The sequence below is a fragment of the Dyadobacter sp. genome, assembly GCF_039919315.1.
In the GTDB taxonomy this organism is placed as follows: domain Bacteria; phylum Bacteroidota; class Bacteroidia; order Cytophagales; family Spirosomataceae; genus Dyadobacter.
The window spans coordinates 18,497-43,971 of record NZ_JBDSFX010000013.1 but is presented as its reverse complement, the minus strand read 5'-3'; the positions used below and the strand labels follow the sequence as shown (position 1 = coordinate 43,971).

General features: G+C 45.2%; 24 protein-coding genes. 16 read left to right on the top strand and 8 right to left on the bottom strand.

The window, feature by feature from the left end:
* Position 1: 1 nt before the first annotated feature.
* Genes ABIO93_RS03690 through ABIO93_RS03660 form a run of 7 tightly spaced genes read right to left on the bottom strand, consistent with a single transcriptional unit; the run spans position 2 to position 6,841 of the window.
* Positions 2–1,120, bottom strand: a complete 1,119-nt coding sequence (locus tag ABIO93_RS03690; protein WP_348064557.1) for an ABC transporter permease — start codon at positions 1,118–1,120, stop codon at positions 2–4.
* Entirely contained in the window at positions 1,117–2,223 is a 1,107-nt protein-coding gene (locus ABIO93_RS03685; RefSeq protein WP_348064555.1) for an ABC transporter permease, read from the bottom strand. The genes ABIO93_RS03690 and ABIO93_RS03685 overlap by 4 nt, the downstream gene beginning before the upstream one ends.
* A gap of 4 nt (positions 2,224–2,227) precedes the next feature.
* Positions 2,228–2,986, bottom strand: coding sequence for an ABC transporter ATP-binding protein (locus ABIO93_RS03680; RefSeq protein ID WP_348064553.1), 759 nt, complete (start codon positions 2,984–2,986; stop codon positions 2,228–2,230).
* A 6-nt stretch (positions 2,987–2,992) separates the two neighbouring features.
* Positions 2,993–3,901 carry an ABC transporter ATP-binding protein gene (locus ABIO93_RS03675; protein WP_348064551.1) on the bottom strand — a complete coding sequence of 303 codons (909 nt, stop codon included), beginning with the start codon at positions 3,899–3,901 and terminating at the stop codon, positions 2,993–2,995.
* 2 nt (positions 3,902–3,903) lie between these two features.
* A complete protein-coding gene (locus ABIO93_RS03670) occupies positions 3,904–4,836 on the bottom strand; it encodes an HlyD family efflux transporter periplasmic adaptor subunit (RefSeq protein ID WP_348064549.1) in 933 nt (310 codons plus the stop codon).
* Between the two features lie 58 nt (positions 4,837–4,894).
* Positions 4,895–6,178 carry a TolC family protein gene (locus tag ABIO93_RS03665; RefSeq protein ID WP_348064547.1) on the bottom strand — a complete coding sequence of 428 codons (1,284 nt, stop codon included), beginning with the start codon at positions 6,176–6,178 and terminating at the stop codon, positions 4,895–4,897.
* 51 nt (positions 6,179–6,229) lie between these two features.
* Positions 6,230–6,841 (bottom strand): TetR/AcrR family transcriptional regulator, encoded by a 612-nt coding sequence (locus tag ABIO93_RS03660; protein ID WP_348064545.1) that lies wholly within the window; start codon positions 6,839–6,841, stop codon positions 6,230–6,232.
* 306 nt (positions 6,842–7,147) lie between these two features.
* Between ABIO93_RS03660 and ABIO93_RS03655 the strand changes: the two genes are divergently transcribed.
* The 12 genes from ABIO93_RS03655 to hslV all read left to right on the top strand — a co-directional run bounded on the left by ABIO93_RS03655 (position 7,148) and on the right by hslV (position 19,462).
* Positions 7,148–7,543: a hypothetical protein gene (locus ABIO93_RS03655; RefSeq protein WP_348064543.1), complete on the top strand. Its 396-nt coding sequence runs from the start codon at positions 7,148–7,150 to the stop codon at positions 7,541–7,543.
* Positions 7,509–8,570 carry a hypothetical protein gene (locus tag ABIO93_RS03650; protein ID WP_348064541.1) on the top strand — a complete coding sequence of 354 codons (1,062 nt, stop codon included), beginning with the start codon at positions 7,509–7,511 and terminating at the stop codon, positions 8,568–8,570. Before ABIO93_RS03655 ends, ABIO93_RS03650 begins: the two co-directional genes overlap by 35 nt.
* Before the next feature lie 125 nt (positions 8,571–8,695).
* A complete protein-coding gene (gene lepA / locus ABIO93_RS03645; protein ID WP_348064539.1) occupies positions 8,696–10,483 on the top strand; it encodes a translation elongation factor 4 in 1,788 nt (595 codons plus the stop codon).
* Between the two features lie 12 nt (positions 10,484–10,495).
* On the top strand, positions 10,496–12,190 hold the full coding sequence (locus ABIO93_RS03640) for a DUF6044 family protein (protein ID WP_348064537.1): 1,695 nt from the start codon (positions 10,496–10,498) through the stop codon (positions 12,188–12,190).
* Between the two features lie 120 nt (positions 12,191–12,310).
* Positions 12,311–13,042: a class I SAM-dependent methyltransferase gene (locus ABIO93_RS03635; protein ID WP_348064535.1), complete on the top strand. Its 732-nt coding sequence runs from the start codon at positions 12,311–12,313 to the stop codon at positions 13,040–13,042.
* Positions 13,042–13,833 (top strand): class I SAM-dependent methyltransferase, encoded by a 792-nt coding sequence (locus ABIO93_RS03630; protein ID WP_348064533.1) that lies wholly within the window; start codon positions 13,042–13,044, stop codon positions 13,831–13,833. The genes ABIO93_RS03635 and ABIO93_RS03630 overlap by 1 nt, the downstream gene beginning before the upstream one ends.
* On the top strand, positions 13,830–14,654 hold the full coding sequence (locus ABIO93_RS03625) for an aldolase/citrate lyase family protein (RefSeq protein ID WP_348064531.1): 825 nt from the start codon (positions 13,830–13,832) through the stop codon (positions 14,652–14,654). Before ABIO93_RS03630 ends, ABIO93_RS03625 begins: the two co-directional genes overlap by 4 nt.
* Positions 14,651–15,595, top strand: a complete 945-nt coding sequence (locus ABIO93_RS03620; RefSeq protein ID WP_348064529.1) for a D-2-hydroxyacid dehydrogenase — start codon at positions 14,651–14,653, stop codon at positions 15,593–15,595. Before ABIO93_RS03625 ends, ABIO93_RS03620 begins: the two co-directional genes overlap by 4 nt.
* The gene (locus ABIO93_RS03615; protein ID WP_348064527.1) at positions 15,595–16,320 is read left to right on the top strand and encodes a glycosyltransferase; all 726 of its coding nucleotides are present in this window, start codon (positions 15,595–15,597) and stop codon (positions 16,318–16,320) included. The genes ABIO93_RS03620 and ABIO93_RS03615 overlap by 1 nt, the downstream gene beginning before the upstream one ends.
* Before the next feature lie 251 nt (positions 16,321–16,571).
* Positions 16,572–18,275 (top strand): pyruvate dehydrogenase complex dihydrolipoamide acetyltransferase, encoded by a 1,704-nt coding sequence (locus tag ABIO93_RS03610; RefSeq protein ID WP_348064525.1) that lies wholly within the window; start codon positions 16,572–16,574, stop codon positions 18,273–18,275.
* 114 nt (positions 18,276–18,389) lie between these two features.
* Positions 18,390–18,881 (top strand): GNAT family N-acetyltransferase, encoded by a 492-nt coding sequence (locus ABIO93_RS03605; RefSeq protein ID WP_348064523.1) that lies wholly within the window; start codon positions 18,390–18,392, stop codon positions 18,879–18,881.
* A 38-nt stretch (positions 18,882–18,919) separates the two neighbouring features.
* The gene (hslV, locus tag ABIO93_RS03600; RefSeq protein ID WP_348064521.1) at positions 18,920–19,462 is read left to right on the top strand and encodes an ATP-dependent protease subunit HslV; all 543 of its coding nucleotides are present in this window, start codon (positions 18,920–18,922) and stop codon (positions 19,460–19,462) included.
* Positions 19,463–19,465: 3 nt separating this feature from the next.
* Here hslV and dacB read toward each other — a convergent pair whose 3' ends face one another.
* Positions 19,466–20,938 (bottom strand): D-alanyl-D-alanine carboxypeptidase/D-alanyl-D-alanine-endopeptidase, encoded by a 1,473-nt coding sequence (gene dacB, locus ABIO93_RS03595; protein WP_348064519.1) that lies wholly within the window; start codon positions 20,936–20,938, stop codon positions 19,466–19,468.
* 211 nt (positions 20,939–21,149) lie between these two features.
* Between dacB and ABIO93_RS03590 the strand changes: the two genes are divergently transcribed.
* Genes ABIO93_RS03590 through ABIO93_RS03575 form a run of 4 tightly spaced genes read left to right on the top strand, consistent with a single transcriptional unit; the run spans position 21,150 to position 25,443 of the window.
* The gene (locus ABIO93_RS03590) at positions 21,150–22,574 is read left to right on the top strand and encodes an MBL fold metallo-hydrolase (RefSeq protein ID WP_348064517.1); all 1,425 of its coding nucleotides are present in this window, start codon (positions 21,150–21,152) and stop codon (positions 22,572–22,574) included.
* A gap of 32 nt (positions 22,575–22,606) precedes the next feature.
* Complete coding sequence (locus ABIO93_RS03585; protein ID WP_348064515.1) at positions 22,607–23,563, top strand: acetyl-CoA carboxylase carboxyltransferase subunit alpha; 957 nt, start codon at positions 22,607–22,609, stop codon at positions 23,561–23,563.
* A gap of 52 nt (positions 23,564–23,615) precedes the next feature.
* Positions 23,616–24,251 carry an HAD family phosphatase gene (locus ABIO93_RS03580; RefSeq protein ID WP_348064513.1) on the top strand — a complete coding sequence of 212 codons (636 nt, stop codon included), beginning with the start codon at positions 23,616–23,618 and terminating at the stop codon, positions 24,249–24,251.
* Positions 24,241–25,443, top strand: coding sequence for a site-2 protease family protein (locus ABIO93_RS03575; RefSeq protein WP_348064511.1), 1,203 nt, complete (start codon positions 24,241–24,243; stop codon positions 25,441–25,443). Before ABIO93_RS03580 ends, ABIO93_RS03575 begins: the two co-directional genes overlap by 11 nt.
* Positions 25,444–25,475: the final 32 nt, after the last annotated feature.

The window sequence follows — 25,475 nt, the reverse complement described above, 5'->3', positions numbered from 1 at the left end:
GTCAGTTTGTTTTTTTATAATTCAAAATCGCCCAACCATTTAAGATAACGGCCATGGCTGAAACCGCTGCCAAATTAGGCAGTACGTCCATAAAGCCGCTGCCTTTGAGGATCACCATCCGCATGACCTCGATCATGTATCGCACTGGATTGAACCTGGTAATGAGCTTGGCCCAGTCCGGCATACTGTCGATGGACGTAAAAAGTCCACCCAGCAGAATGAAAAGCATCATGAAAAAGAACATAATGAACATGGCCTGCTGCTGAGTATCACAATAGGTCGATACTAGCAACCCGAAACCAAGCACGGTCAGCAGGTAAATAGCAATAAAAACATACAACACGAGCAGACTGCCGATGGGGACAATCCCATAAATAAAGCGGGCCAGAATCAACCCGACGGTAAAAACGATATTGGCCAGTACCCAGAACGGGATCAGCTTGCCAAGGATAAAAATATGCTTCTTGATCGGCGTCACATTGATCTGCTCAATGGTACCAATCTCTTTTTCCTTCACAATGTTAAGAGCTGCCAAAAACCCTCCCACCATTGTCACCAAAATGGCCAAAATGCCCGGTACAATGAATATTTTATAGTTCAAAACCGGATTAAACCAGTTGGAAGCCACCACTTCGATTACCGGAAACTGGCTAAATCTCGGCTGCTGCACCAATTGCATACGAATATCCGCATTGAAACTGCCAATGATGCTGCTCAGATACGAACCGCCCAGATTGGCCTTCGTACCATTGATCGCATTCACCGCCACAAACAATTTCTGCTTGTTATCACGGATCAGGTTTCTTTCAAATCCATGTGGAATTTCCAGGATCAGGTCTGCTTTATCTGACTCAATGAGGGTGAATGCTTCATTGAAAGAATCGTTATAACCCTGCAAACGAAAGTAACCGGAGGCGATCACTTTGGAAATCAGTTTCTGGGAATAGGACGATTTATCATTGTCGACCACCGCTAAGTTAATGTTACGAACCTCATAATCAGCAGCCAGCGGCATGACGATCAGTTGAATGACCGGCATAAGGAAGATTAATGCCACGATGGATTTGTCACGAAAAATCTGCCGGAATTCTTTGCGCAATAGAAATTTCAATGTCCTCATTGCAAACGGATTTTAAAACTTTTTAAACTGATCGTCAATAAAAACAATGTCATACCCAGCAGAATGGCCGTTTCTTTCCAAAGCGACTGAATGCCTAAACCTTTGATCATAATGGACTTGACGATCATGTAAAACCATTTGGAAGGAACAATATTGGAAATGATCTGCAACGGATAAGGCATATTTTCGATCGGAAAAAGAAAGCCGCTGAACATCATGGTCGGCAGCAGCATTCCCATCAGAGAGATCAGCATGGCGATTTGCTGCGAGTCGGTTTTGATGGAAATAAAGATCCCCAGCGCCAGGCAGGTAATGATAAACAATGTACTTTCCGCGAATAGCAGCAGCAGGCTACCTTTTACCGGAAGTTCCAACGCGAAAACACTTAGAAACAAAATCGCCGACACATTGATCAGTGACAAAAACAGGTAAGGTAATGCTTTGGCAAAAATCACCAGAACCGGCTTGAATGGCGAAACAAGTAAGATTTCCATGGTGCCCGTCTCTTTTTCACGGACAATCGAAATCGCAGTCATCATCACGGAAACCAACATTAAAACCAGCGCCATAACCCCGGGCACAAACCCGTGCGCTCCTTTGAGTTGAGGGTTATAAAGCATCCGCGTTTCGGCCGTGATCTGGTAGGGTAGCTCCAAATTGACATTGATCTGATTCTGATAATCCTGTACGATCGCGGAGAGGTAATTGGTGATCATATTGGCGGTATTAATGTCGCTCGCGTCGGTAATGACCTGTATCTGAGCCTTGTTGTTATGCAGGAGCTCGTCATTGAAATTAACCGGAAACACCACTACCGCTTTGATTTTGCCCTTTTGAAATGTTGAAAGAATCTCGTTATGGGTCAATGCAGCTTTGCGGATCTTAAAGTACCGGCTCGCACCGATTTTTGTGGTAATCTCCTGCGAAGCATTGTCCTTTGCATAATCCACAATCAATATCTCCGAATCTTTGACCTCATTGGTCAATGCAAAACCGAAGACCAGTATTTGGGCAATGGGCATTCCAAAAAGGATCAGTAACGTCCTTTTGTCGCGTAAAACGTGATAAAATTCCTTCGTGACAAATGCGATGAACTGTTTCATAATGTTAATCTCCCCTCTTGGCACTTCTGGCCAGCTGATAAAAAACTTCATCCATGGATTGCACGCCAAATCTACTTTTGAGATTAAACGGAGAATCCAAAACCTCGATTCTGCCATCCACCATGATGGATATACGATTGCAATATTCCGCCTCGTCCATGTAATGTGTCGTTACAAAAACCGTAATGCCGCGGTCGGCTGCTTCGTAGATCAAATTCCAGAACTGGCGCCTTGTCACCGGGTCTACCCCACCCGTCGGTTCGTCGAGAAAGACTATTTTCGGTTCATGCAACACCGCTACTGAAAAGGACAACTTCTGTTTCCAGCCCAGTGGCAGGGATGCTACCAGCTTTTTGCTTTCGCTTTTCATCCCAAGCCGGTCCAGCAGCTCATTGGTTTTGGTCTCAATCTGCTGGTCTGACAATCCGTAGATACCTCCAAAAAATTCGATATTTTCGAGTACCGTCAGGTTTTCATACAATGAGAATTTCTGGCTCATGTAGCCGATGTTCCGCTTAATGTCCTCTGTTTGCGTGTACACGTCGTAGCCTGCAATGCTCGCCTTACCCGAGGTAGGCGCTGACAATCCGCAAAGCATCCGCATCGCCGTGGTCTTTCCCGCACCATTAGCGCCCAAAAAGCCAAATATCTCTCCTTTATATACCTCAAATGAAATCTCGTCGGTAGCCGTAAAGTCGCCAAAACGCTTGGTCAGTTTTTCGCTAATGATCACTTTTTCGGTCTGTGAATGCGGTTCGGCCATCTGATTTCAGTTTAATAATTTGATAAAAGAATCTTCGATCGTTGCCTCAATGGACTTGATTTCGATTCCTGAAAGTTTTTGTGATGCCAGATATTTTTCCAATTCCGGTACAGCCTCCACGCTACCTAAACTAATGTGTGCGTATTCGCCAAATGCGTAGCTGTTGATACGAGCAGGAAAACTTTCCAGCGTTTTCAGCAGCGGATACATTTCATTCGCTTTCACCGCAAATAGTTGATCAGGAAATGCCCTAACAATGTTTTGAGGCGTATCGATCGACAGAATTTTGCCACCCTGGATCAATGCAATGCGGTCGCAGAGCGAAGCTTCGTCCATATACGGTGTGGAGACGACAATCGTGATATCCTGCTCTTTGAGCCTGCGCAGCATTTCCCAAAATTCCTTTCTGGAAACCGGATCCACGCCGGTAGTCGGTTCGTCGAGAAACAATGTGGTCGGTTTATGGATCAAAGCGCAGCATAATGCCAGTTTCTGCTTCATTCCACCGGAAAGCTTCCCTGCCCGGCGTTTTTTAAATGGTTCGATCTGTACATAAATGTCTTTGATCAAATGGTAATTCTCTTCGATGGTAGTCCCGAAAACCGTGGCAAAAAATTGCAGATTTTCTTCAATGGTCAAATCCTGGTACAATGAGAACTTGCCGGGCATATAACCAACTGTATTCCTGATTTTTTTGAAATCTTGAACAATGTCGAAACCATCGACAGACGCCGCGCCGGAATCAGGCAACAGCAATGTCGTCAGTATCCTGAAAATGCTCGATTTCCCTGCGCCGTCCGGCCCTATCAATCCGAAAAGCTCCCCTTTTTGCACCGAAAACGAAACGTTATCGACCGCAAGTGTCTTTTCCTTACCGTAGGTTTTGGTGAGATTTTTAACAATAACAGCTTCCATACTTACAGAATTACCTCACCATACATCCCAATTTTCAAAAACCCGTCATTCTTCAACCTGATCTTGACAGCATATACCAGATTAGCCCGCTCGTCTTTGGTCTGAATGGTCTTGGGGGTAAATTCAGCTTTACTGCTGAGCCATTCTATCTTCCCTTGCAACTCACGGTATTTTCCGTCCGCCGAATCCACCAAAACCTTCACATGCTGGTTCAGTTTAACATTAGGTAACTGGTCGCCAGTAATGTAAGCTCGCAAAACAATGGTCGACAAGTCGGCGACTTTGTAAAGTGGCTTTCCGGCAACGGCCATTTCGTTGATCCCGGCATATTTGGTCAGCACGCTGCCATTGACCTCATTGATAATCCTGGATTTCGTCAGCTGATCATTAATCTGCTCAATCTGTACGTAAAGCGGTAGTACGTCCGCCCGAATACCTGAGGTTTGCGTTTTTAGTACCGAGACCTGCGCGGCATCCTGTTTACGGATTACTTCCATTTGCTTTTGCAGCTCTGCGATCAGTGCGTTAATGTCATCCCGCTGTTTTGGCGTAGCTGCGTCTGCTTTTAGCAGGTTTTGGATACGTTTTTGCTCGTGGAGTAAATTATCGAGCCGTACCTGCGACACCGCCAGCTGCTGTCTGTATACATTTGTTTGCGCAGTAATATCTGGCAATTTGCTGCCTGTGGCTTTGATCTGCGCTTCCAGTTGCTTTTTTTTCAGATACAATTGCAGGCTGTCAATGTGCCCTACTATTTGCCCGGCTTTTAACTCCTGGCCTTCTTCCAGATCCAGTTGCGTGATCCGGCCGGTAACCTCTGCGGATACGATTGTTTCAACCGCTTCAAATGTACCGGAGGCATCGTATGGGTTTTCTTTCCCTTTGCAACCGACTAGTAATGTGACGATTATCAAGCTTAATACGGATGTTTTCATGCTTTCTGATTGTTGTTCCTGATCATTGATTCTTTTAAATTGTGGAGGGAGGGTTCAGTTATTCCAGTTCCCTGCCCAATGTGGTTTGCAGATTGTAACGCGACATTAACAGCTGAATCTCGTGCAAGATCTTGTTCAGCCTCGCCTGATCTTCTGCGTTCACTTCCCGGAGGTAATCATTGGTATTAATGACGCCATTTTCAAGCTGGGCCGCGGATGTAGTTTTAATGCTTTCTCGCAATGCAATGATCTCATCGTCAGAGCCTAGCAATTGTTCCAGTTTGGCCAAATCCGCGTTTTGTTGCTTCAATGTCAGATTGGTGTTGTATAAGAATTTCTCCTTTTGAAGTTGTATCGCCTGGCGATTGTTTCCGATCAGCAGGCGGTCATTCTTTCGGGTGTACAGTCCCGACAATGACCAGTTCAAACGCACACCCGTAATGTAGTACGGGTCAAAGCTATTATTCAAGATATTGAGGGCGGGACGACCGACACCTCCCTGGAAAAAGAAATTGAACTTCGGTCGGTTCTTCACATTCAGTAACTGATCCTGAATGTCCAGACTGCGACTCTGCGAATCATACATTCGCAGCTCCGGACGGTTGATCTGGGTTGACAATGTGAATGGCTGAGGTTTAACGAGTTGCACATCATCCATAGTTTGATTCACCAGCATTCCCAGCATATCCACGTAAGCTTTTCGGTTCGCATGGAGCTCGGTACTACGCTGATCGGCTTTCAGCTGCTCGGCCCGCAAAGTGTAACCATTACTTTTGAATGCGGTACCATTGGCAATCAATGCCTTTACCTTGTTGATTCCCAGCTGAATGTCTTTTTTTAAGAGTTCATTCTGCCTGATCTGCTCGTCCAGCATCAGTATGCCGAAGAAAATCTGGTTTACTCTTTCATTCAGCTTGTAAAGCTCTACTTCCAGCTTTTGCTCTTCCACCAATGCATTGGCTTCGTACGATTTGACCTGCGTACGAACGGCCCCACCGTCATAAATCGTCTGCGTCACTTCGCCATACACTTTGTACTGGTCCTTGCTGATACTCGGGAATTCAACTCCCGGCACAGCCACCGGCAGCGTAAATTCCGTTACCGCCGACTGGTACGTAGCCTGCCCCAAAATATTCAGTTGTGGCAAATAACCCTTTGCCGCATTCCCGACCGAAAAATCCTTCGTCCTGATAATCAATTCACGCTGACGGATCATCGGATAATTTTTCCGCGCCAGTCCGTAGCATTCATCGATCGTCAATAGTTTGCTTTGCGCATGAACCTGCGAAATCAGCATCCAAAAGCAGAGGACTAAAATCAGGTTATGAAATAACTTAATCATTTTTTTTATTCGTTTTATTTAATCATTTGATTAATTAGTAGTCAAAAAAATTTACGCCGTTTCCAGCATCATTTTAATCCAGCCGGGGATCAGTTTTTTACGCTGCTCCATGATCATCCGATAATTATCTTCGCCTCCAATGATAGGCTCCAAAACCGGTTTCGCAATAAAGGGGAATAAGGTCATTCCCAGCAAATTCATCAAAAAATGAAACGGATGAATATCGCTTCGTTTGGCTTTGAGCTGTTTGATAAAAACCGATTCCGCCAATTGCTGCCTGGCCTGTAAGCGGCTAGCCAGCTGCTCCGGATTTGATCTGATCTCGCTCAACACAAAAATCGGCAGATCGGGATGTTCCAGGAGCATTGTAATGTAGTTCCCGGTAATTTGTTCCAGCTTTTCCTCCAATGTCGTCGATTCGTCATTCAATACCGGTACCAGTACACCGAAAAGTTTGTCAATCCGCTCAGCCATCACAATGTTGAACAGCTTCTCCTTACTTCTGAAATAGTAATTCAGTAAAGCGAGATTAATCCCTGCCTCCTCCGCTATATCTCTCGTGCGCGCATTCCCGTATCCTTTTTTAGTAAATACAATTCCCGCCGCTTCCTTTATTTTCTCCTCGGTCGTGAGATCCAACTCCGCTTTCGCAATCTTAGCCATTCCAGTCATATTCTTTGAACGAGACAAATGTAAAATCCATTTTTGATTTATACAAATTATTTAATCAAATGATTAATTTATTTGTAAACTCATACAAAAGCTGTCCTATTGGTTCAATTGCAGGAATTTCCGGGGAATAACGGCGGTATAGTATTTAAAATCTTTGATGAAATGGCCTGTCAGGCGTTCATCGATTTCTTTCCTGTAACCGGTTTCCATTTTCAGTAAATCATTAAAATTTTCTGCTTCTTTGATAAAGTTAAGGTAATCAGAAATTTAGAAAGGACATTATTTCCTACCAGCCTCATGACAAGTTCAGCGATAAGGAAGTGGATACCAGGACTGATTTTTCTCTTTGCCCAAATTGCCAATAATATTTACGAGCTAGGCAGGGACACCCGCACGCTTTCGTGGTCGCCGCACACTACACAGGTACATTACCATATTTCCGCGTACAAGAACGGACTTGCATTACCCAAAGAAGCAGTCGAAGCCCGCTACGGCATTCATGCTACGGAGTGGGAGGTGCATGCCGCAGGAAATCTTAAAAGACTGGTGGACACAGCGGAAGCCAGGCATCATAACCACCCTGATAGTGTGCTTATCCGCTATTCCATTAATAATCACCCTACTCAAACATACCTCTGGCTACAAAATATCAACAAGAATGAAGGATCTCAATCCTTTTTACCTACTCTATAAGCGTATCATTCCCGAACTTGTATTAATGGTGAGACTGCTCGCCATTTATCTCATCATTTCCAATGAATCTCCGTTTTTGGGAAATCAGGGAGGAGGCAGGTTCCTCCCCATTATTGGCTTCCTGGAAGATTTAGGCACCGACTGGCAGTACAATATGGCAGTCCACATTATGTATTATGTCGGAATTCTGATCCTGCTCTTCTCTTCTTTTGTACGTACTGGCTGCCTGCTGGCAGGGTTATCCTTCATTATTGGGACGATCTCCTGCCAAACCTGTATTTCCGTCGCGCACCTTTTTGTCGCCTGTGTGTTTGTCTGTACAGCGCTGAGCAATCGCGAAACGGGAAGCGCACTGATCCGTTACCAGCTCATTGTATTATATCTCGGCGCTGATCTGAACAAAGCTTTTGACATGGATTGGTGGAATGGTGCCAGTATGGAAACGCTACTGGCTGTGAAACATCAAATACCTGCATATCTGACACTTGCAGGTATTTTTCCGCCCATGTTACTTTCCCAAATGGTGGGTATCAGTGTCATAGTTTTGCAGTTCGGTATTGCTATTGCTTTACTAAAAAGAAATTGGCTTGTTTACGCCATGATCATGGGCGCAATGCTTCATTTACCTATGGTATTGCTGATGCACATGACTTTTGGGCCTTTCGTGATGGCTTTGGTGCTCGCATATAGCTCCCTGCTTCATTGGCCGAAACAGCTGCGATATCAGGCTGACATCCATAGCAGCTTCCTGGTCAAGCTCCTTAAAATTTTGGATTTCAATGATCAGGTGATGATTTTAAATTCGGAAACTTCACCCGGATCTTTTAAAAGGTGGTTCAGGACATTTATTGATTTCTTAACGCATCCGGCTATTTTACTGTCCATCGTAGTATTATCAGCGGGGCTGATCAGATATGGGTTTTATGTTTTGCTGGTGATAGTTGTCCTTTTTATTTTCTATATCAAAGTGTGGAAAAACCGTTCGCGAATCGAACAATCGGGACCGGGACCTCTTCTTTTTCAATGAGGTATTCCCTATTATGTTCCAACTTCCAAAAGAAAACCTGTTGAAATATTAATTACCCTTGTAATTTTGTGGATGCTTTGGTCTGAACTTATAAAATTCAAAGCATTCGAATAGTAATTACATTCATGAAGAAAATCCGTAATTTTTGCATTATTGCCCATATTGACCACGGGAAGAGCACATTAGCAGACCGACTGCTGGAATTTACCAAAACGGTGTCTCACCGGGACATGCAGGCACAGCTCCTGGACAATATGGATCTGGAACGCGAACGAGGTATCACTATTAAGAGCCACGCGATCCAGATGAACTATGTGTACGAGGGAGAAGAATATATATTGAACCTGATCGATACACCGGGACACGTGGATTTTTCCTACGAAGTTTCAAGGTCTATCGCAGCTTGCGAAGGAGCTCTTTTATTAGTAGATGCATCGCAAGGTACTGAGGCACAAACGATTTCAAATCTATACCTGGCGATCAACCACGACTTGGTGATCATTCCGGTACTTAATAAAATTGACTTACCAGGCGCAAGGCCTGAGGAGATCAAAGACGAAATGGTGGAACTGCTGGACTGCAAGCGGGAAGACATTATCCCTGCCAGCGGAAAAGAAGGAATTGGTATCGAAGCCATTCTGAGTGCCATTATCGAACGTATCCCTGCACCCGTCGGCGAACCTGACGGTCCGTTGCAGGCATTGATATTTGATTCTGTTTTCAATTCTTATCGCGGTATTGAAGTAATATTCCGGGTAAAAAACGGAAGTATCAAAAAAGGTGACCGTGTGAAGTTCATGGCTACCGGCAAGGAATATATCGCTGACGAGATCGGAACATTGGGCCTGGTCCAAATTCCGAAACAAATCGTGGAATGCGGTGATGTAGGTTACCTGATTTCCGGTATCAAAGTCGCCAAGGAAGTTAAAGTAGGTGATACTTTCACACACATCGACAGACCGGCTACCACGGCCATCCAAGGCTTTTCAGAAGTAAAACCAATGGTTTTCGCGGGTATTTATCCAGTTGATACCACCGAATTTGAGGAGCTTCGCGAGGCAATGGAAAAATTGCAATTGAATGATGCTGCATTGGTTTGGGAACCTGAAACTTCCGCTGCATTGGGCTTTGGTTTCCGTTGCGGCTTCCTGGGCATGCTGCACATGGAGATCGTGCAGGAAAGGCTCGAACGCGAATTTGACATGACCGTGATCACGACGGTACCATCGGTACAGTTCAGGGTTTTGAATACGAAAGATAAGTTGATGAATATCAGTGCGCCGTCAGAAATGCCGGACCCTACTGTTATCAAAACCATTGAAGAACCTTACATTAATGCACAGATCATTACCAAGGCCGATTACATCGGACCGATCCTGAACTTGTGTATGGATAAACGTGGAATCCTTAAAAACCAGATCTACCTGACCTCAGAGCGCGTAGAGCTGCAATTCCTGATCCCGCTTGCCGAAGTTGTTTTTGACTTTTTTGATAAGCTCAAAACCATCTCACGAGGTTACGCATCATTGGATTACGAACTGGCAGGATACCAGGAGTCGGATATGGTGAAACTGGACGTCATGCTCAATGGGGAGCCTGTAGATGCGCTTTCGGCAATCGTTCACCGTTCCAAATCTTACGAATGGGGTAAAAAGCTTTGCGAAAAATTGCGCGAGCTGATCCCGCGGCAAATGTTCGAAATTGCGATCCAGGCAGCTATTGGTCAGAAGATTATCGCGAGAGAAACTGTGAAGGCAATGCGGAAAGATGTATTAGCGAAATGTTATGGGGGTGATATTTCCCGTAAACGCAAGCTTCTTGAAAAGCAGAAAAAAGGTAAAAAGAGAATGCGTCAGGTAGGAAATGTAGAAATTCCGCAGGAAGCATTTATGGCTGTTTTAAAGATCAATTAAAGCATATACTTTATGAAGGCAAGATATCAGCAATTCCACAGCATCGGGGTTGTTTTGATATTTTGCCTTTATCATTTACCAGGCCTGCTGCTCGGCACCAAAGCATATTTCAATGCTTTCGATTCACTGGATTCTTATGTAGTCTGGTACCGGACGGTAGTTCAGCAAGGTTATGCCTGGTCGCCTGCCTACACCATTGTCGAGCCATTCATGAGTGGCGTTCCCAAGTTCACGCTCGTCAGCACTTACAATTTTTATTATTGGCTAAATCTCCTCTTTCCTACATTTGAAGCGTACCAGATCCTGATCGTTTTTATTAGTGCGATTGGCGTATTGGGAATGTGGCTTTTGTCGCGTTACCATCTGGGAATGGACACATTATCTGCCGCATTTCTGTCGCTATCCTTTGGTCTGATGCCTTTTCTGCCTACCTGGGGGCTTAGTATCGCTGGCCAGCCATTGCTACTATATGCCATTCTGAATATCCGGAAAAAGCAAAATGGCTTTTGGAACTGGCTGATTTTGGGCACATTCCCTTTCTTTTCCAATTTTCAGTCGGCAGGTGTTTTCATGCTTTTGGGGTTGGCATTGTTGATCATTTATGACTTCTCGAAAAAGCGGTCCGTACTTACATTGATCAGTGCTTTTGCATTACTACTGTTGCTGTACTCAGTGACAAAGTTGGATTTGCTGGCCAATATGCTGGGTGGAAAGGGCTTTGTTTCGCACAGAATGGACATGCTGCGGTTTTCTACCTCGCCGCTTATTTGTGCCAAAGTAATGGTGCGCTACTTCCTGCTGGGCAACATTGACGTCGCATTGTCGCTGCATACCTTCGTAATGCTGCCATTTGTGCTTGCTACTTTTGGCTACCACGCGCTCAAAACCAGGTCCATTCCAACCGGCCTTACGGTTACGCTGGCCATCATTGCATTGATCTGCATATACATAGGAGCGTTACAATGGGATCCCGTGGTGAATCTGCGAAATGAGTCAGATTTGTTGAGAATGTACAGTATGGAGCGATTTCACATCTTTCTGCAACTATTGTGGCATGTGGCAATGGCACAAGCCATTCTGTTACTGCCGGTTATCCGTAAAAAACTGATCGTTTCTATACTCCTCGTTGCACAGCTTGTTATTTGCTTTGCTTACCAACCTACCTACTACGCGCGATTTTTCAGTAAATGGGTCAAAATACAAGCATACCACTACATTTTCACCTACGACGACTATTACTCAGTTGATATGTTTGAAAAAATCAAAACGACGATCGGGAAGCCTGTGGGGACTTATCGCGTGGCCAGCATTGGGATTCCGCCGGGGATCGCGCAATACAATGGTTTATGGACCATTGACGGTTATTCGAGTAATTACCCATTGGCTTATAAAAAGGCTTTCCGCCCCATTATTGAAAAGGAACTGGCTAAAAATGAGATCAATGCAGGCTTTTTTGACTACTGGGGAAGTCAGTGCCTCATTGTGTATGACCAGGGTACCGGTTATTTCAACACACACATCACCAAAGGATTAGCCCCAAAAGAAAGGGATATCGAACTATCCGGCCCGGCATTGCGACAAATGCAATGCGACTACATGATTTCAACCGAAACCATAGCCCATCCCGAAAAATCCGGTCTGAAAAAAATTGCCTTCTTTGACTCTCCTATCTGGCATATTAACCTATATTCGCTGGAAGTAAAATAGCACTACATTATCTTTTTTTATTTCAATTTAGGATTGCGCTTGATAATTGAAGCCGCTTAATGTTGCTTGGAGTAACAATTTCTCATATCTTAATAGCACCTTACACTCAATCCATTGTTTATGAGCATTGTAGTTTCTAACATCAAGTTCCATAACAATCAGCAGCTTGATTACTTTGGACACAAGATCAAGAAAACCATGATTCCGGTTTACTCGCCCTATGTGCTAAGGCATGTGCGCGAGGTGATCGGGTTCGCTGATATCAAAAGGACCGACCGGATCATCGACGTTGCGTGCGGAATGGGGAAGTATACGCTCAATTTCCTTGCGCAGGGTTACAAGGTGGAAGGCCTGGATCTTTCTCCGTTTTTATTACAACAGCTTTTGGTACACAATGACAACAAATTTCCTGTAAAACTCCACGCTGCTGATATTCTTGACGCGCCGGAAGAATTGGATGAGCAATTTGATGTAGTCATGGGTTTTATGGCTTTGCACCATTTCCATAACCTGCACGCGTGCTTCCAGGCGATGTATCGCATTGCCAAGCCAGGTGCAAAGCTGGTTTTCCTGGAACCCAATGCCTATAATCCGCTCTATTATGTACAGATAGCACTCACGCCAGGCATGTCATGGGAAGGCGACAAAGGTGTCGCTGATATGACCAAAAGCAAGCTTTTTGGAGCAATGGAATATGCGGGCTGGAAAAATCTGAAAATCAAACGGTTTGGATTCTATCCTCCATTTCTTGCCAATACATCATTGGGCCAAAAAAGTGAGCCGGTACTTGAAAAAATTCCGGGCCTGAACACATTTCTACCTTTTCAAATAATCATGGGAGAAAAAATATAATGGAGCAAAACAGGGAAAATTGGCTTGTTTCTTATCCCGACGACGGAAATTCCGTTTGTTTCGAAATGGAAGATATGTCGTTCTGGTACCAGCACCGGAACGAATGTCTCGTGCAGGCGATGAAAGCCAATGATTTCCCGAAGGAGTTTCATGACATAGGCGGCGGCAACGGCATTACTGCTTTGGCGATGCAACAGGCTGGCTACGACGTTACTTTGGTAGAGCCATATTTAGCAGGAATTCAGAATGCACAAAAAAGAGGCATCAAAAAAACCATTCAAAGTACGCTGGAAGAATATGCGCCGGAAGTGAAAGGTACAGTTCCAGCAGCCGGTTTTTTTGATGTGATGGAGCACATTGAAGATGATCTGGCGTTTCTGGAAAAGATCAATAGCCTGCTCGTAAGCAACGGAAAGATCATGCTGACCGTGCCTGCTTTTACAAGCCTGTGGTCCGACAATGATGTGCAGCTGGGACATTTCCGGCGATATACACTGGATGATCTGAAAAAGCTGCTCTCCCGCGCCGGGTTTGAAGTCACTTATCAATCCTATTTCTTTTCGCTGGTGTGGTTTCCGATGTGGCTCTTCCGGGTGGTACCCGAAAAATTTGGGCTAAAAAAGAAAAATACGCCTGAAAAGAAGAAGAATGAACACATGGCTGGCCGACCCGCAACTGCACGCTTTTTGAGGAATTTACTGCATTGGGAAATCAATGCGATCAAAAACAAATCACGAATACCATTTGGAACGAGTTGTCTCATAGTCGCGACGAAAATCAAAAACATGTGAATTTAACTTCTACTAACTCAACGGACTTTCATCTTTTCCTCTTCTCGACTAACCCTTCAACGGTCAGGACAGCTCTTGCCGCCGGTGTCGACGGAATTATTGTGGACTGGGAAAATCAGGGAAAAAAGTCGCGTCAGGAAAGCTTTGACACACAGATCAATTACGACACTTACGAGGATCTTTGTCGAGTCAGAGAAGTGACGCCAGAAGGACAGCTGATTTGCCGGATCAATGGTTTTTCGCAGGAACATACCCACGAAGAAATAGAACTCGCATTGAAAGCCGGGGCCGATGAAATATTCCTGCCCATGGTGCAGCATTGCGAAGATGCGAGCCAGACTTATGATATGATCGGCGGACGAGCTGAATTCAGCATACTCATCGAGACCGTACCAGCACTCAGCTGCCTTGAAGAATTGTCCAAACTTCCTTTGAAAAGGGCCTACATCGGTCTCAATGACCTGCATATTCAGCAAAACAGCCGCAATATTTTCGTACCGCTGATGAATGATACCGTCAAAAATATCCGTGGGCAATTTACCATTCCGCTCGGAGCGGGAGGGGTGACTTACCCGCCCAATGGCAAACCCATAGCCAGCAAATACCTGATCAATGAATATGCGCGGCTGGGAATCAATTTCAGTTTTTTAAGACGTACATTCCTGAAAGACCACGAAAACCACAGCATGGATTATATGGTGCACAAAATCAAAAAAGCCTACTCAGATGCACGCATGCGACCTCACGACGAAGTGGAAAATGATGCCCGATCATTCCGCCAGCAAGTGGAAAGCTGGACCACCAATCCGCATCACATATGATTTTGCTCATGTACGAGCCCGTTCCGGATCATTTGCAAAAACTGAAAAGCATTGCTCCCGATCACGAAATCGTCACCGCCTTTTCCGAAGAAGAGGCGCAACGCCTGATTGAAAATGCGGAGATCGTTTTAGGAAACCGTTATTTTTTACAAAGCCTGCCATTTGCAAAGAAATTGAGCTGGATGCAATCCAATTCCGTGGGCGTTGACCTGATTTTGAAGGAAAAACAATCACTTGTTGACAAAAGCATTATCCTTACCTGCGCCAGAGGCGTGTACGATGCAGAACTGGCTGAACATACCATAGCGCTTCTTTTAAGCCTTTTTCGTTCCATACCAGTTTTGCGGGATGAACAAAACAAAGGCATCTGGCAGCGTCACCGGCTTTCAACATTACATGGTAGCCAATGCCTGATCGTAGGCTGGGGCAGCCTGGGTCAAAAAATTGCATCACTTATTACAGCTTTGGGAGGAAAAGTTGCAGGGGTAAGAAATCAACCTGATGATTCAAAGGAAGGGGAAATGATGCTTTACGGCAGCAAAAACTGGCGGCAACAATTGCCACTGACCGACGCATTGATCATTTGTTTACCCAAAACACCTGAAACCTATCATTTCATTGGCAAAGAAGAACTCCGAGCATTACCCACCTCCGCTTTCGTGGTGAACATCGGGCGCGGCGGAACGCTTGACGATATGGCACTTTTGGAAGCCATTCAAGGCGGAAATCTGGCGGGAGCTGCGTTGGATGTATTCGAGGAAGAACCGTTACCTGCTACTCACCCGATCTGGAAAGAATCTAAAATTTTCGTCAGCCCGCACGTGGGAAGAAGTTTGGAAGGGCCAGATTTTCGCTGGCAACCGCTTTTTGAGCAAAACCTGGAACGGTACCTGCGTGGGGAAGCGTTGCTGAATGTTGTCAACTACCAAAAAGGATATTAATGATCAGCATTGTCATACCGGTTTACAAAAGTGCGTCTACCCTCCTGGAACTACACCGGAGGCTGAGTGAGCTTGCTGTAGCGGCAAACTGGAAATGCGAGGTCATATATGTAAATGATGCATCGCCTGATCAGTCATTGAATGTCTTGAAAGCACTGCCCCATTCTATTGATTTCCGGATTATCAATCTTAAAAACAATGTTGGGCAAAGCAGTGCATTGCTGGTGGGAATGTTATTCGCGAAACATGACCTTATTGCTACCATGGACGCCGACTTGCAGGACGAGCCGGAAAAGCTGCCGGAGCTTGTACATGCATTGAAGTCGGAGAATGATGTCATTTTTGCCAAACGAAAAGGCTCGTATGAGTCAGGAGGGCGGCTTTTTACTTCTTTTATTTTCAAAGGATTGGTACATATCTACTCAGGCAGAAGGATTCCGATGAATGCAGGTTTGTTTATGACGATCAGAAAACATGCTGCATTACAACTACTGCCATTTTTACCTCAATCACCTTATCTGATCGGCGTTATCGCCCATGTTAAACTCAGATGTGACAGCGTGGCGATTGACCGCAAGGGAAATCAGCTTGGCGAATCTTCATACACATTCAAAAAACGATTGGCAGTGGCCAAACGCTTTTTCGGGACATTGAAACTGCGGCCAACAATGCGTATTGATGAAGTAACCGAATGGGTCAATTTGAAGCTTTTAGCGGACGATTAGACCATTCCATAACCTCAAAAATGTTACTTCGCGCCCGCGTTCAAATCAATGCTGCTTGTTAGCAATATGGTCACATTACTATATTCTATTGATTATCAGCAGTAATTAACTGTACAGAATTACTTAAATCTGATGTGGAAGCTGTTTTGGTCAATTTTATGATGTGAAAGGCGACACCTATTCACCTTTTGTTGTAATTTTGACTGAAATCTAATTTTAGACCAAGAAACTAAAATACCTTAACAAGCGATATGGCAGAAGTAATTCGTATGCCCAAAATGAGCGACACCATGGAAGAAGGTGTTATCGCAGAATGGCACAAAAAAGTAGGTGATAAAATCAAGTCCGGTGAAGTGATTGCAGAAGTGGAAACTGATAAAGCAACCATGGACCTGGAATCTTATTATGATGGTACTCTTCTTTACATTGGTGTTAATAAAGGCGATGCTGTTCCCATTGACGGGATTATGGCAGTAGTGGGAGCGGAAGGTGAAGATTATAAATCCCTTCTTGACGAAGGAAACGGTAATGGAAGCGCAGCTGCACCTGCGAAGGAAGAAGCAAAACCTGCGGAGGCTGCCCCTGCGGCCGCCGCATCGGTGGAAACTGCCACACCGGCACCTGCTAAAACACCGGCTGCCGCTGCTGAAAAAATCAATGCGGCTGTGGTTCGTATGCCCAAAATGAGCGATACGATGGAGGAGGGAACATTGGTTTCGTGGCAAAAGAAAGTTGGAGATAAAGTAAAATCAGGAGATATATTGGCAGAAGTCGAAACCGACAAAGCCACCATGGAACTGGAAGCATACGAAGACGGTACGCTTCTTTACGTGGGAATAAAAGAAGGCGAAGCAGTTCCTGTCGATGGAATTATCGCAGTAATAGGTGAAGAAGGATCGAATGTAGAAGCATTATTGGCCCGTGAAAACGGTGAAGGTGGTGCAGAAGAAGCCAGCGCACCTGCGGAAGAAGCGAAAGCTGCTGCTCCATCATCAAATGGCGCCGAAAAAGCGGTCACGGTAGCTGATTCAGACGCTCGCATCAAAGCTTCTCCTCTTGCAAAACGTCTGGCTGACGAAAAAGGCATTAACCTGAGCCAGGTTGAAGGCAGCGGTGACAATGGTCGCATCGTGAAGCGCGATGTGGATGATTTCAAACCGGCAGCCAAAACCGAAGCACCGGCAGCAGCTCCTACCCCTGCGAAAGCAGCGGAACCGGCAGCAACCAGTGCGCCAGCTACGGCAGCACCAGCCTCCGGCACGCCTGCCGCCGGCGACTTCACAGACCTGCCTATTTCACAAATGCGGAAAACCATTGCACGCAGACTGAGCGACAGCTTGTTTACGGCGCCACATTTCTATGTTACCATGGAAATCGTGATGGATAAGGCAATGGCACTACGTCCTCAGTTGAATGAAGTAAGCCCTGCAAAAATATCGTTTAATGATATGGTGATCAAGGCTTGTGCAGTGGCATTGAAACAACATCCAGCTGTGAACTCAGCCTGGTTGGGAGACAAAATCAGAAGATACAATTATGTCAATATCGGTGTAGCTGTGGCGGTAGACGAAGGTCTGCTGGTACCGGTGATCCGCGACGCTGACAAGAAAACACTTTCGACAATTTCCAGCGAAGTGAAAGATCTGGCAGGAAAAGCAAAAGATAAAAAATTGCAGCCAAAGGATTGGGAAGGAAATACATTCTCTATTTCGAACCTTGGCATGTTCGGCGTAGATGAGTTCACGGCGATCATTAACCCACCGGATTCTTGTATTCTTGCGATTGGCGGTATCAAAAAAGTAGCCGCTTTCAAAGAAGACGGAACGGTATATCCTACCAATATCATGAAAGTAACGATCTCCGCAGATCACCGCGTGGTTGACGGAGCACTGGCTGCCGCTTTCCTGAATACAGTGAAAAAACTATTGGAAGAACCCATGAGCATGCTGGTTTAACCGATCATAAATCGATATAAGTACAAAGTGTCAGGTTTTACGACCTGGCACTTTTGTTTTATTACCGGATTAATAAAAATAGCGTTTGCTACATTCTGACATTTTCACAGCCTTATGATCAGCATTATACCGTTTGAACAACAATTTCAGGATCAACTGGTTAGCCTTATTCTAAATATCCAACAACTGGAATTCAATGTGCCAATTACAGCGGAAGATCAACCGGACCTGTTTATTATCGACGACTTCTACCGCAAAGATGGCGGAGAATTCTGGGTGGCAGTTTCGGAAGGTAAGGTTGTTGGCAGTATCGCTGTGATCAAAATTGGCAACAATGCCGGGGTGATCAGGAAGATGTTCGTTCGAAAGGAATTTCGTGGAAAAGAATGGGGTATCGCGCAAAGGTTATTTGATTCACTGATACTTTATTGTCACGCAAATGCTATTGATGCGGTGTATCTCGGAACCATCGACCGCTTGCAGGCGGCGATTCGTTTCTATGAAAAGAACGGTTTTTCGACCATTGAAAAACGTGCATTGCCGACAGATTTTCCGATCATGAGTGTCGATAATGTATTTTGTAAATTAAGTATCCAACAAGGTTAGCCAACAAAGAAATTTCAGATTTAATTAAAAACCAATTCATGGAAAAAATACACGCAACAACCGTACTTGGTGTACTGCATAATGGTACTGTCTCCCTGGGCGCTGATGGCCAGGCGACAATGGGCAATACGGTAGCAAAAGGCAATGTTAAAAAGATCCGCGTTTTAATGGGTGGGAAAATATTGGCAGGATTTGCCGGTTCCACAGCCGACGCATTTACCCTCATTGAACGCTTCGAAGAAAAACTGAATGCCTATGGCGGCAATATGAAAAGAGCGGCCATTGAACTGGCAAAAGACTGGCGTACTGATCGTTACCTGCGCAAACTGGAAGCCATGATGATCACGGCAAGCAAAGACGAAATCCTGGTTATTTCCGGAACTGGCGACGTTTTGGAACCTGAAAATGGCATCGCAGCCATCGGATCGGGTGGAAACTTTGCATTATCTGCTGCACAGGCATTGAAAAAACATGCGCCGCACCTGACCGCCGAGGAAATGGTAAGGGAAGGCCTCACAGTCGCAGCTGACCTTTGTATTTACACCAATCACAACTTTGTGATTGAGAAAGTGAAAGAATAATTTTTATAACTCTGCCATTAATGTCATCAGTTTCACGAGCGAATCGGAAATGAGGCGGTTGCTTCCTGGTAAATACTTGTGAGCGATGATGGAGAAACTGAGCAGCGCACCTGATTTGGAAGTCACATAACCGGCATAGGCGCGGGTACCCTCGATCGAGCCACTCTTGACGTGCAGATTACCCGCCGCCTTTGTCCCTTTTCCCAGGTTACGCACCGTTCCGTTGAGGCCTAGTACCGCGATACTTTTATAGAAATCATTGAAACTCGCGTCCTTACTGGCAAAATTGAGAATGTCAGTCAAATTATTCGTACTAATGGAGCCGGAAGGAGAAAGGCCGCTGCCGTCTTTAATGTAAAAACCCCGCAAATCCGCTCCTCTACCCGACCAGTAGCCCGTGATGGCAGTCGCGGCATTGTCGTAGTCAGATTTGCCATTGAGTCTTTTTCCTGCCTGTTTGAAAAAAGTATCGGCATATAAATTAATGCTCCAAAAGTTAGTTTGCTGACAAAGTTCTCGCAATGGTGGCGACTTGTATTCATCTAAAATCACTTTCGGATTAGGAGTGGGAAATGCCAAGGCTGGAAAAGGAGCGTTTTCATCATAAACCATCACCCCTGCACTTTTCAGGCCTGTTTTTAACGCAAAAGCAGCATATTCGGCCGGATTAGGAATGGAGCCTTTGACGGAAAACACTGGTGAACCGGCAGGTATGGTCCCGGTCAGCAGCACATTGGTTCCTAGTGGATCGCTGTAAACAATGGTTTGATCGCCCGAGCCACGCTCATTGGTAGTTACCTGATTGACAAAAGACAAATACGGAATCACAGGCTCAATACCCAGAAAAGAAGTGGGATCGCCAAATTCGACACCGGGTTTGAACTTGATTTTATACAGATTTTCATTGAAATTAAGTCCCTGGACGCCTGCTCCGTAATAGTTTCCGATATCGCCCCAGATCCACGTACTGGCCAGGGTTGCATTGTCGAAAAACGAAGCGTCGGGTGAAATTTTGCCTTTGATATGCTTGATACCAGCCTTCTTGACGGCCGCAGTCCAGCGTAATATCAGGTCGTTTGCAGTTGGATATCCTTTAAAACGATCGCTGCCCAGCGAAGGATCGCCGGTACCGTGAATGTACAAGTTACCGAATAATGTGTCACCTTTGATCGCGCCGTCGTGTTCGAGGAATGTCTGAAATTTAAAATCTCCGCCAAACAACGCCAGAACCGTTGCGGTGGACACGAGTTTTAAGGTAGATGCGGATGGTAATGACCGTTCGTGGTTCAATGCGAAAACATTACTTCTTTCTTTCACCGATTTAATGCTAATTGCCAGCGAGCCGCTGCGCATCAGTTCGCTGTTCTGTAATTCCAGCACTGCATCCCGGAAATTGTTCAGGGCTACACTATCAATGGTTTGTGCACGGACGAATTGGGATAAAAAAAGACAAAAAACGAACGGAGTGAATTTCATAGTAGTTTAGAAGAGTGACTTTCCGCGAGAAAGTGTTGATACCAAATCTAAACTAGTAAGTAAAGTCCAAATCTCAGTCTGTTTTTTGGTACTTTTGTCAGATATTAGACAGTTCTTTGATTGACTAGAAAAAAGAAGATACAATAATGGATATTGATTTTTCCAAATGATAGAAAAATCCCAATATAGCTACTCACCCCATATTTAACGTATGAAATTGACATTTTGGGGAGCTGCTCAACAAGTTACCGGTAGTATGTTCCTTTTGGAATCAGATGATTATCGGATTTTGATTGATTGCGGCTCTGATTTTGACTTAGATGAGATTGGTAGAAAAACCAGGTATGAGGAACAAAAAAGTGTCTTTCCGTTTGATGCGAGTTTAATAAACACAGTACTTTTAACACACGCTCACATTGACCACTCCGGCAATATCCCTAATTTATACAAAGAGGGATTTGAAGGACGGGTCGTATGTACCGAACCGACACTGGCGCTCACTTCCCTACTTTTGAAGGATGCTGCCAATCTACACCAAAAACGGCTGAATGCCCGTAACGGATCGTCTCCCAAGAAACGCAGTAAAAAAAAGAAGGATGTGCCGATGGATTATTATGTTGAAAAACATGTGATCGAGGCGCTGGATAACTTTGTGCCCGTTGCTTTCGGACAACGGTACCGGATCGCCGACAATGTGACGATCACGTTTTACACGGCAGGCCATTTGTTGGGTGCCGCACACATTGTGGTGGAAGTATACGAGGACGGGCAGAAGAAAAAAATCTGTTTTTCAGGTGACATTGGCCGCAGCAACTACCCATTACTCACTGACCCTCAGGAAATTCCACAAGTTGATTACCTGATATGCGAGTCCACATACGGTAACCGGGTGCATGAAAACCAGGGAACACCCGCGGACGCGCTGGCTGATGTGATCAAACGTACCTGTATTGACATTCCGGGCAGGCTGATCATTCCTTCGTTCAGCGTTGGCCGTACCCAGGCATTGCTTTACACATTGAATAAAATTTACCTCGACCGCGCGTTCCCTTCTCTTAAAGTGTTCTCGGACAGTCCCTTAGCGCATAGCAGTACCAAAGTTTACCAGCGACACGTGCGGCTCCTCAACAAGGAAGCACGGAACTTCCAGGAAAACAATGATATGCTGTTTGATTTTGACAACCTGATTTACCTGGAAAGCTCGGATGCGAGCCGTGCCGTATCGAATTACAACGAACCCTGCATTATCATTTCCTCGTCGGGAATGGTCCAGGGTGGTCGCGTAGAGCAGCACGTGGAAGCAAACATTGGCAATCCTTACGCGACGATCCTGATGATCGGCTATGCGTCGGAAGGAACATTAGGATGGAGGCTTTTAAATGGACAGGATACGATTTCAATCCGTGGAAAGCAGCTGCCCGTCTTGGCTAATATTGAAAAAATTGACGTATTTAGCGGCCACGGAGATCAGAATGATTTAATAAAATTTGTAAAAACGCAGGACCCTGAAAAACTAAAACGAGTTTTTCTGGTACATGGAGAGCGACAAAGCATGGGCGATTTTCAGCAAAAAATTGAAGAACATGGCTTTAATTCCGTAGAAATACCTCTTAGAGGGCAAACTTACGAACTTTGATTGCCTCTTAGCCCACAAAAAAGAACCTGAATATGAGAACATACCTGGATTTCGAAAAACCTATGTCCGAGCTCGAACGCAAGCTCGAAGAAATGAAAACATTAGCAAAGGAAAATAATGTAGATGTTTCCGATGCCATTTCCTTACTGGAAAATAATATTACAGATCTTCGAAAAGAAATATTTGAAAATCTTACCCGCTGGCAGCGCGTCCAACTGTCCCGGCACCCCGACCGTCCCTACACCCTCGACTACATTGAATTGATCTGTGATGAGTTTATAGAACTGCATGGCGATCGTCAGGTAAGGGACGATCCGGCTATTATTGGAGGTTTAGCCAATGTGGGCGGACAGTCATTTATGTTGATCGGACAACAAAAAGGCCGTAATACCAAGCAAAGGCAGCATCGGAATTTTGGTATGCCCAATCCCGAAGGTTACCGCAAGGCCCTTCGTCTGATGAAGCTGGCCGAAAAATTCAACAAACCTATCGTGACATTGATCGACACGCCGGGGGCATTTCCGGGTATGGAGGCAGAAGAGCGCGGGCAGGGTGAAGCGATCGCACGTAACCTGAAAGAAATGTTTATGCTCAAAGTACCCGTGATCTGTATCGTGATCGGCGAAGGCGCTTCCGGTGGTGCATTGGGTATTGCGATCGGTGACAGGGTATTGATGCTGGAAAACACCTGGTACTCGGTTATTTCTCCTGAAAACTGCTCGGCGATCCTTTGGAGAAGCTGGGATTTCAAAGAGCAGGCGGCCGAAGCCATGAAGATCACGGCCAAGGATATGAAAAAGAACAAGCTCATCGACGGTATCATTGCCGAACCGCTGGGAGGCGCGCATCTGGATCATCAATGGATGGCGGAGGAATTGAAAAAAACCATTCTAGAGAACATCACCGAGCTCTCTGCGATCAGCGAGCAGGACAGGATCGATGAGCGCATTGAAAAGTTCTGCGCAATGGGTGTAGTGATCGAATCGTAAAAAATACATATCCAAAAGCTAATAGCTAACCGCCAGCAGCTCATTGCCATTCATGAAAAACGACAAAATAAAGAATATCATTTTTGATCTTGGCGACGTAATTCTCAACATTGATGTCCCCATTGCATCGAAATCCTTTGCAACATTAAGTGGCAAAGAACAAATTGAAATCCTTTCTATTTTCAAGGAAAACAACCTTTTCAGGCAGTTTGAGACCGGTAAGCTCGACGAGGCCGGTTTTAGGAATTACATAAGGGAGCTGCTCGGATTCTCCGACCTTTCGGATGAAGCCATCGATACGGCCTGGAACAGCCTCCTGCTGGACCTTCCTCCGGAAAGAGTTACGCTTCTTCAAAAACTGGCTGAAAACTACCGGTTATTTCTTCTGAGTAACACCAGTTCCATTCACATTACGCAGGTTAATAAGATCCTGGAAGCTTCCACAGGGATCGAAAAACTGGACGATCTCTTTGAAACCGTGTTTTTATCCTACGAAATGGGCCTTATGAAACCAGATGCACAGATCTATCTGAATGTACTGGAACAGGCCGGACTGAAAGCCGGGGAAACATTGTTCCTGGACGACAATCTGGACAACATCAACGCAGCTTCAAAATTGGGTATTGAAACGATTCACGTTCAAAAGCCACTAACCATTCTGGAATATCTTCAAGACTATGCAGTCTAGTACACGCACTTACATCATTCAGGCCATCCTTTTTATCGTTACTGTGATCACCACGACAATGGCTGGTGCGGAATGGATGTTTGGTAACATTTTCTCATTTGTTTACGATTTTGCTTATTTCCTGATGGGCTCGAACGCTGCAAAAGCCGAGGTCCCGGAAGCCGCCAAAGCCTTAGGCTGGTCGCAGTTCATGCAGGGTTTTCAATTTTCTATACCTTTTCTGGCGATTTTGACGATACATGAATTTGGACATTATTTCGTTGCCAAAATGCATCAGGTAAAAGTTACGCTCCCCTACTATATCCCATTCTGGTTTGGAATTTCCAACAGTATCGGGACGATGGGTGCTTTTATCAGGATCAAATCCGTCGTTCGCTCTCGTCTGGTATTCTTTGACATTGGCATCGCAGGGCCGCTTGCTGGTTTTATTGCAGCATTGGTCGTTCTTTGGTACGGTTTCACACATTTGCCGCCACCGGAATACATCTTTACGATACACCCCGAATATGCCAGGTACGGGCTGAGTTACCCGCAGTTCGTTTATGAAAATTCTGCCGGTAACATTGCGCTTGGTGACAACATTCTGTTCTGGCTGTTCAAAACCTACATTGCCGATCCTGCCAGGTTGCCGCATGCTTACGAAATGATCCATTACCCTTATATTTTTGCCGGGTACCTGGCCCTTTTCTTCACTTCCCTGAACCTCATTCCTATCGGTCAGCTGGATGGTGGCCATATTCTTTATGGACTGATCGGAAAGAAAAAATTCAATGTAATAGCTCCGGTACTGTTCGGCATTTTCGCTTTTTATGCGGGTTTGGGCCTTTTTCGCACCGACTCATTCGCGATCGGCAGCGACCAGATTTTCTACGAGCGGCTGTTTTACCTCGCGATGTACATTTATTTCCTGTACATCTGTTTCCGCAGGGTAAGCGACAATCCGTCTACTGGTCTCATGATCAGTCTGATCATCGTAGTGGGGCAATTTGCGGTTAGTTATATCAGGCCCGACTGGGACGGATCATCCGGTTTTCTGCCATTCGTCTTCATTTTAGGGAGATTTCTCGGTATCAAACATCCCGAAACCGATGAAAACGCACCATTGGATGCGCCCAGGGTCATTCTCGGAATCTGCGCGTTGATCATTTTCGTTATCTCATTCAGTCCTACTCCTTTTATAATTATTGAATAGGGAAGCTCCCAACACGAGGCCCTGTTCTTCAA

Excerpts from the sequence above, each read along its gene's own strand:
- ABIO93_RS03690 (WP_348064557.1), bottom strand. The coding sequence starts at position 1,120 with ATGAGGACATTGAAATTTCTATTGCGCAAAGAATTCCGGCAGATTTTT.
- ABIO93_RS03685 (WP_348064555.1), bottom strand. The coding sequence starts at position 2,223 with ATGAAACAGTTCATCGCATTTGTCACGAAGGAATTTTATCACGTTTTA.
- ABIO93_RS03680 (WP_348064553.1), bottom strand. The coding sequence starts at position 2,986 with ATGGCCGAACCGCATTCACAGACCGAAAAAGTGATCATTAGCGAAAAA.
- ABIO93_RS03675 (WP_348064551.1), bottom strand. The coding sequence starts at position 3,901 with ATGGAAGCTGTTATTGTTAAAAATCTCACCAAAACCTACGGTAAGGAA.
- ABIO93_RS03670 (WP_348064549.1), bottom strand. The coding sequence starts at position 4,836 with ATGAAAACATCCGTATTAAGCTTGATAATCGTCACATTACTAGTCGGT.
- ABIO93_RS03665 (WP_348064547.1), bottom strand. The coding sequence starts at position 6,178 with ATGATTAAGTTATTTCATAACCTGATTTTAGTCCTCTGCTTTTGGATG.
- ABIO93_RS03660 (WP_348064545.1), bottom strand. The coding sequence starts at position 6,841 with ATGGCTAAGATTGCGAAAGCGGAGTTGGATCTCACGACCGAGGAGAAA.
- ABIO93_RS03655 (WP_348064543.1), top strand. The coding sequence starts at position 7,148 with ATGACAAGTTCAGCGATAAGGAAGTGGATACCAGGACTGATTTTTCTC.
- ABIO93_RS03650 (WP_348064541.1), top strand. The coding sequence starts at position 7,509 with ATGAAGGATCTCAATCCTTTTTACCTACTCTATAAGCGTATCATTCCC.
- lepA (WP_348064539.1), top strand. The coding sequence starts at position 8,696 with ATGAAGAAAATCCGTAATTTTTGCATTATTGCCCATATTGACCACGGG.
- ABIO93_RS03640 (WP_348064537.1), top strand. The coding sequence starts at position 10,496 with ATGAAGGCAAGATATCAGCAATTCCACAGCATCGGGGTTGTTTTGATA.
- ABIO93_RS03635 (WP_348064535.1), top strand. The coding sequence starts at position 12,311 with ATGAGCATTGTAGTTTCTAACATCAAGTTCCATAACAATCAGCAGCTT.
- ABIO93_RS03630 (WP_348064533.1), top strand. The coding sequence starts at position 13,042 with ATGGAGCAAAACAGGGAAAATTGGCTTGTTTCTTATCCCGACGACGGA.
- ABIO93_RS03620 (WP_348064529.1), top strand. The coding sequence starts at position 14,651 with ATGATTTTGCTCATGTACGAGCCCGTTCCGGATCATTTGCAAAAACTG.
- ABIO93_RS03615 (WP_348064527.1), top strand. The coding sequence starts at position 15,595 with ATGATCAGCATTGTCATACCGGTTTACAAAAGTGCGTCTACCCTCCTG.
- ABIO93_RS03610 (WP_348064525.1), top strand. The coding sequence starts at position 16,572 with ATGGCAGAAGTAATTCGTATGCCCAAAATGAGCGACACCATGGAAGAA.
- ABIO93_RS03605 (WP_348064523.1), top strand. The coding sequence starts at position 18,390 with ATGATCAGCATTATACCGTTTGAACAACAATTTCAGGATCAACTGGTT.
- hslV (WP_348064521.1), top strand. The coding sequence starts at position 18,920 with ATGGAAAAAATACACGCAACAACCGTACTTGGTGTACTGCATAATGGT.
- dacB (WP_348064519.1), bottom strand. The coding sequence starts at position 20,938 with ATGAAATTCACTCCGTTCGTTTTTTGTCTTTTTTTATCCCAATTCGTC.
- ABIO93_RS03590 (WP_348064517.1), top strand. The coding sequence starts at position 21,150 with ATGAAATTGACATTTTGGGGAGCTGCTCAACAAGTTACCGGTAGTATG.
- ABIO93_RS03585 (WP_348064515.1), top strand. The coding sequence starts at position 22,607 with ATGAGAACATACCTGGATTTCGAAAAACCTATGTCCGAGCTCGAACGC.
- ABIO93_RS03580 (WP_348064513.1), top strand. The coding sequence starts at position 23,616 with ATGAAAAACGACAAAATAAAGAATATCATTTTTGATCTTGGCGACGTA.
- ABIO93_RS03575 (WP_348064511.1), top strand. The coding sequence starts at position 24,241 with ATGCAGTCTAGTACACGCACTTACATCATTCAGGCCATCCTTTTTATC.